General features: G+C 58.4%; 7 protein-coding genes. 4 read left to right on the forward strand and 3 right to left on the reverse strand.

Annotated elements, in window-relative coordinates; genetic code table 11:
- On the forward strand, positions 1-114 hold a 114-nt coding region (locus A3730_RS29805), incomplete at its 5' end, for a DUF4399 domain-containing protein (RefSeq protein ID WP_156501237.1).
- Between the two features lie 125 nt (positions 115-239).
- On the opposite strand, the gene A3730_RS17510 is transcribed toward A3730_RS29805, so the two are convergent.
- The gene (locus A3730_RS17510) at positions 240-1,079 is read right to left on the reverse strand and encodes a universal stress protein (RefSeq protein ID WP_063520751.1); all 840 of its coding nucleotides are present in this window, start codon (positions 1,077-1,079) and stop codon (positions 240-242) included.
- A 44-nt stretch (positions 1,080-1,123) separates the two neighbouring features.
- Complete coding sequence (locus A3730_RS17515; protein ID WP_063520752.1) at positions 1,124-2,605, reverse strand: SulP family inorganic anion transporter; 1,482 nt, start codon at positions 2,603-2,605, stop codon at positions 1,124-1,126.
- 611 nt (positions 2,606-3,216) lie between these two features.
- Here A3730_RS17515 and dusA point away from each other — a divergent pair.
- The 3 genes from dusA (at position 3,217) to A3730_RS17530 (ending at position 5,857) form a co-directional block, all read left to right on the forward strand.
- Complete coding sequence (gene dusA / locus A3730_RS17520; RefSeq protein ID WP_197468699.1) at positions 3,217-4,230, forward strand: tRNA dihydrouridine(20/20a) synthase DusA; 1,014 nt, start codon at positions 3,217-3,219, stop codon at positions 4,228-4,230.
- 218 nt (positions 4,231-4,448) lie between these two features.
- Entirely contained in the window at positions 4,449-5,423 is a 975-nt protein-coding gene (locus A3730_RS17525; protein ID WP_063538563.1) for a transaldolase, read from the forward strand.
- Positions 5,420-5,857: a TerB family tellurite resistance protein gene (locus A3730_RS17530; protein WP_063519806.1), complete on the forward strand. Its 438-nt coding sequence runs from the start codon at positions 5,420-5,422 to the stop codon at positions 5,855-5,857. The genes A3730_RS17525 and A3730_RS17530 overlap by 4 nt, the downstream gene beginning before the upstream one ends.
- Before the next feature lie 155 nt (positions 5,858-6,012).
- Here the strand turns inward: A3730_RS17530 and A3730_RS17535 are convergent.
- The coding region (locus A3730_RS17535; protein ID WP_197477512.1) for an MlaA family lipoprotein at positions 6,013-6,472 on the reverse strand (460 nt) is incomplete at its 5' end.

The raw sequence follows: 6,472 nt of genomic DNA on the forward strand, positions 1-6,472 counted from the left end.
GAGCTGGAACTGGAGCCGGGCACCCATACCCTGCAACTACTGCTGGGCGATTATCGCCATGTTCCCCATGAGCCACCGGTCATGTCCGAGAAGATCACCATCACGGTGGAATAAAAGCGCTGCACGGACGCATTCCACATAAAAAACGCGGGCTCTGTCAGCGCCAACAGGCAAAGACAGGCCCGCGTTTTTTGTGGTCTCCAACAAACAGCGTGTTGCGCCTGGATGGTCAGTAAAACTTACCGCAGCAACAGGTGCGGCACCTTCGCTTCCCGGATCATCTTGTTAGTGGTGCTGCCCACAAAGAATTCGCGGATGCGGGAGTGGCCATAGGCACCCATCACCACCAGGTCCACGTTGTGGCTCTGCTGGTACTGGTGCAAGGCAGGCTCCACCTCACCCTCAAGCGTAGCCGTTTGCACGTTATGCCCGGATTGTTCGAGCTGCCGAGCCGCCTCATCAAGCCCCTCATGGTTATTGCCAACCGTCACCAGATGACAATCCAGCCCCTGAAACAGCGGGCTGTCAGCCAGCATGCTCACGCCCTTGCGCGAGGTAGCGCTGCCGTCGAATGCGAGCATGATGGTTTTCGGTGCCTGAAACTCCCCTACCGTCACCAGGATTGGACGATGCAGAGCGCGGATCACACGCTCCACATTGTCTCCCACCTGAGCGCCAATACCCTCGTGCTCTTCGCCTTGCTTGCCGATCACCAGCAAACGCATGCCTTCTTCCAGTTCGGCAAGCGTATCCACCAGGTCACCGTGACGTTGACGCTGTTGCGGTTCGCTAATGCCTGCTTCGCTGGCACGCTGAGCTGCCGCTTCCAGCATCATCTTGCCTTGCTCCAGAGCCAGACGATTACGTTTGGCATCCAGATCCGCCAACTCTTCCATCAAATGCTCGCGGCCACCCAGCGCCAGATTACCGCTGAAATCAGCACTGACCGGGTAGCGCGAATGGTCCAGTACATGCAACAAGATCAGCGGCGCACTCAGGCGCTGTGACGCCCAGGCAGCGTAGTCACAAACAGCCGTTGCAGCTTTGGAGCCGTCGATACAGGCGATGACGTTAGTCATTGTCGTTCTCCTTTGACGCTTAATGCGGCAATTGCTTGCGACGCTTAGTGGCCGCCCATCATTTTTTCAACGGCAGCGGGCTTGTCATGCACACCGAATTTGTCCACCAGCGTAGCACTGGCTTCGTTGAGGCCGACGATATCCACTTCGGTGCCTTCGCGGCGGAACTTGATCACTACCTTGTCCAAGGCGCCGATAGCAGTGATATCCCAGAAGTGGGCACGGTGAACATCAATAGTGACTTTATCGATGGCTTCCTTGAAGTCAAACGAAGCAATCAACTGGTCGGAGGAGGTAAAAAACACCTGCCCGACCACGTCGTAGACCCGGTGCCCGTCTTCCGCACTTTCCGTAGCGTTAACGTAGAAAATACGCCCCACCTTGTTGGCGTAAAACAGCGCGCTCAGCACGACCCCGATCCCCACACCAATGGCCAGATTGTGGGTCGCCACCGTGGCCGTAACGGTGGCCAGCATGACTACGGTACTGCTGGCCGGATGTTTTGCCATATTGGTAATGGATTCCCAACTAAAAGTACCGATGGACACCATGATCATCACAGCCACCAACGCACCCATGGGAATCTGGGACACCCATTTGCCCAGGAACACCACCAGCACCAACAGGAAACAGCCGGCAAACAGAGTCGACAACCGCTTGCGTCCACCGGATTTCACGTTGATCACCGACTGGCCAATCATGGCGCAACCGGCCATCCCACCCAGGAAACCGGACGCGATATTGGCCACGCCCTGGCCTTTGCATTCCCGGTTCTTGTTACTGTCAGTGTCGGTCAGGTCATCAACAATGGTAGCCGTCATCATGGATTCCAGCAGGCCAACCACAGCCAACGCCAGGGAATACGGCAGGATGATCTTCAGGGTTTCCAGATTCAGCGGAATATCCGGCAGCAAAAAGATCGGCAGACTGTCTGGCAGCTCCCCCTTATCCCCCACAGTGGGTACATCAAGCCCCAAATACATCGCCACACCGGTAATCACCACGATGCAGACCAGCGGCGACGGCACCGCCGTGGTCAGCAAGGGCAGCAGATAGATAATCCCCAGACCTGCGGCCACCATGGCGTAAACATGCCAGGTCACGTTCACCAACTCCGGCAACTGCGCCATGAAAATAAGAATGGCCAACGCATTCACAAACCCGGTGACCACAGAACGCGACACAAATCGCATCAGGTTACCGAGTTTGAGGAACCCCGCGATGATCTGCAGTGCGCCAGTGAGCACCGTGGCTGCCAGCAGGTATTGCAAGCCGTGGTCGGCCACCAGCGTCACCATCACCAGCGCCATGGCGCCAGTGGCTGCAGAAATCATCCCCGGGCGCCCGCCGAAGAAGGCCGTCACCACGGCAATACAGAAAGAGGCATACAAACCCACTTTCGGGTCCACGCCGGCAATGATGGAGAAGGCAATCGCCTCCGGGATCAACGCAAGCGCCACAACGGCCCCTGCCAGCAAGTCGCCACGGACGTTACTGAACCAGTCCTGCTGAATCGTTCGAAGCATGGATTTCAATCCTGTGTTTGGAAATAACAAGCAAAGGCTGCGCAGCGGCAGCAATAAAATACGAAGAACGGCGCCAACAGGCACCGCACGGCAAAGCCATGTAGGGAGGGCGCCAGGGAACCTCTAAAAAACTCCTTACATGCTCAGTCTTTCAGGCTGGTTCACAATCTAGGCGCAATTTTGAAGGTGTCCCCTCAAGGGGGATCGAGATATGTCGATCCATCGAGAAATTGCAACAACGAGTGTGGGCCAGCCTGAAAGACCCAAAGGGCGAGGCCTGAAGCGCCCATCTGCTGCGCCTTGCCTCTAGGAAAGGGAACCACCCTGTCCGTTGAGACAAAACACAACAGCTGCACGCTTCAGGTCTCGCTGAGCACGCAAGGAGTTTTTTAGATGTTCCCTAGGGCGGACTCAGCCGTGTTTGGGTCATTATGAACACCCGGAGTAGTGAGGAAATGCGCGGATTCTAGCAGAACGCCCCCGGCAATTACAGGCAGCCCCGGCCGGCTCATCACATCAGCAGCACCTCACCACTACGCCCGGTCGGCGCAACATGCGATAATCGCCCCTGTGTTACCGCCACCGCGGCCGTCGTGAAGGCCTCCAATCATATGCCCGATACCGTGTTAATGACCGACCCCACCGCCCACACCGCAGCCCGTACACTGGACCGCCGCCTGAGCGTCGCCCCGATGATGGACTGGACTACACGGGACTACCGGTTTCTGGCCCGCCTGATCACCCGCCATACGCTGCTGTACACCGAAATGGTGGTGGCCCAGGCTATCCTGCACGGTGACCGTGACCGTTTCTTGAGCTTCAACGACGAGGAACACCCGGTGGCCCTGCAACTGGGAGGCAGCGACCCACAGCAACTGGCCGAAGCGGCACGCATCGCCGGAGACTACGGCTATGACGAGATCAATCTGAATGTGGGCTGCCCATCCGACCGGGTTCAGCAGGGCAAAATCGGCGCGATTCTGATGGCCGAGCCGGATCTGGTGGCGCGCTGTGTCGAAGCCATGCAGGCGGCGGTCCGCGTACCGGTGACGGTGAAAACCCGTATCGGCATCGATGACCAGGATGACTATGATTTCCTGTACCGGTTTGTGGGCCGCATGGAAGCCGCTGGCTGCACCAGCCTGACCATCCATGCCCGCAAGGCGATCCTTTCCGGCCTGTCCCCCAAGGAAAATCGGGATATCCCGCCGCTGATCTATCAGCGCGCCTATGCCATCAAACAGGCCTTTCCGCACATCGAAATCATCCTTAACGGCGGCGTTAAGACCCTGGATCAGGTGCACGAACACATGGGGGAAGTGGATGGCGTCATGATCGGTCGCGAGGCCTACCAGAACCCCTACTTCCTGGCCGAGGCAGACCGGGTGGTGTTTGGCGACGACCACGCCATTCCCAGCCGCAAGGCGGTTGCCGAGCAGTTCCTCCCCTATGTGGAACGCCGTTACGCCCTGGGCCACGCGCCCAAACACTCGCTGCGACATATCCTTAACCTGTTTCAGGGCCAACCCGGTGCCCGTCGTTTCCGCCGCCACCTCAGCGAAAACATGCACAAACCGGAGACGACACCACAAGTGCTCATGGACGCCTTGGCACAACTGCCTTAGGCTGTAAAAGTCTTTCACCACAGAGTTCACAGAGCCAACAAGCCGGATAGCACACTCTGTTTTTGTGGGAAGCTATGCTTGCATAGCGAATGCCGGCCGTGCCCGCCTCTTCACCATGCAAGCATGGTTTCCCACACCCCCGATTTACCGCTGTGTACTCTGCGACCTCTGTGGTGAAAAAATAATTCTGTCATGGCGGCCCAGTACCGTGCCCCGCCATGACACTGAAAGGAACGGATACCGTGAACAAACGCGAACAGCTCGCTCAATGGACATCGTTAGTTGCCGACACCGGTGACCTGGAAATGATCGCCCAACTGCAACCCGAGGACGCCACCACCAATCCCTCTCTGCTACTGGCCGCTGCCCGCGACGAGCGTTACCGGGACCTGTTACAGCAGGCCGCTGATCTGTGCCGCACCCTGGGCCACCAGGGCGAAATGGACTGGCTCACCGATACCTATGCCTGCCTGGCCGGCCAGGCCATCCTGGAACGCGTGCCCGGCCTGGTATCCAGCGAAGTCGATGCGCGCCTGTCTTTCGACACCCGCGCCACCGTGGAAAAAGGCCGTCGACTGATGGCGATCTACCGGGAACTGGACGTGGACCCGAGCCGCATTCTGATCAAGGTAGCGGCCAGCTGGGAAGGCATCCGTGCCGTGGAGATCCTTGAAGAAGAAGGCATTCGCTGTAATGTGACGCTGGTGTTCAACCAGACCCAGGCCCTGGCCGCCGCCGAAGCCGGCGCGACTCTAATCTCGCCGTTTGTGGGCCGCATTTTCGACTGGCACCGCAAAAATGGCATGCCCATCGAAACCCCGGAGCAGGACCCGGGCGTGCTATCCGTGCGCGAGATCTTCGCCACCTTCAAGGCCCGCGGTCTGGACACCATTGTAATGGGAGCCAGCTTTCGCAACGCCGGGCAAATCGAAGCGCTGGCCGGCTGCGACAAGCTCACCCTCAGCCCGGCGCTGCTTGAGGAACTGGCTGGCGATAACGGCGGTCTTACCCGGGTACTGGACCCTGAACTGGTGGCCCCGCAAGACGACTGGACACCGGTGAACGAAGCCGCATTCCGTTGGCAGCTCAACGATGATGCCATGGCCAGCGACTTGCTCGCCGATGGTATTCGCCGCTTTGCCAAGGATCAGCAGGCACTGGAAACCTTACTGATTGACGAGGGTGTTATTTGAACTGGCTGAATAGACTGTTTCGTCCTGAAAGCGAAGCACCACAATACTCTGAACACGATCTGCATCGTGCTGCTGCTGCCCTGCTGTTCGAGGTAGCCCGCACCGATGGCACGGTGGATCAGGCAGAAACCCAACGCCTGATCGCTGCCGTGGAGCAACACTGGCAGCTGGATGCCCAGGAAATGCAGGATATCGTAGCCGAGCTGGAAAGCCGGGTGGATCAGGCCACCGACCTGTTCGAGTTCACCCTGCCGCTACGCGAGCACTGGGGGCCGGAGCAGCGCGTCACGCTGATTGAGGAGATGTGGGCCATGGCGGCCGCCGACGGCAAGGCCGATGTGCACGAAGAACACCTGATTCGTCGAGTCAGCGACCTGCTCTACGTCTCCCACGGCGACTACATCCGCGCCAAACTAAAAGCAGTTGAAAATTGACAGTTGAGCGCTGACAGCTCGCGATCTGGATTTCGTCTTTACTTTAAAGCGATGAGGCCGTGCCCCTGCTATGGACGCGGCCTCATAAAATGGGGAAACAGAAAACCCTGCGCGCGTAGCTGTCAACTGTCCACTATCAACTGCCAACTCTCTCTTCACCAGCCATCGTCTTCGTACTCGTCATCGAGTTCCGAATCCCGCGCTTCAATCTCGGGAAAACGCAACGACGGCCGGTCACCGCTTTCAAAGCGACGGCGTTGCAGATAGGCATTACGCAGGAAGGTATAGCGGTCGCCAACGATATTGCGTTCCAGATCCAGCAAGTCAGCCCGCAAGTCGACCACATACACGGCGGTAAAACTGTGGCGGGTCAGGTCATGGGGGATATAGTGACGCAGGCGCATGTAGTCTTCCGGCAGGATAGCCGCAGCATCCCGCCCTGTGGATGGCCCAAAGAACGGCAGCATCATGAACGGGCCTTCCGGCACACCCCAGCGGGCAAACGTCAGGCCCAGGTCAGTATTGCGCTTCTCCAGATCCACCTTGCTGGCCACATCAAACAAGCCACCAATGCCTAGCGTGGTATTGACGGCAAACCGGCCCCAGTTTTGGCCC

This window comes from Alcanivorax sp. HI0044 (genome assembly GCF_001634945.1).

Bases quoted from the DNA above. Each gene is read 5' to 3' on its own strand.
- A3730_RS17510 (WP_063520751.1), bottom strand. From the start codon at position 1,079: ATGACTAACGTCATCGCCTGTATCGACGGCTCCAAAGCTGCAACGGCT.
- A3730_RS17515 (WP_063520752.1), bottom strand. From the start codon at position 2,605: ATGCTTCGAACGATTCAGCAGGACTGGTTCAGTAACGTCCGTGGCGAC.
- dusA (WP_197468699.1), top strand. From the start codon at position 3,217: ATGCCCGATACCGTGTTAATGACCGACCCCACCGCCCACACCGCAGCC.
- A3730_RS17525 (WP_063538563.1), top strand. From the start codon at position 4,449: ATGACACTGAAAGGAACGGATACCGTGAACAAACGCGAACAGCTCGCT.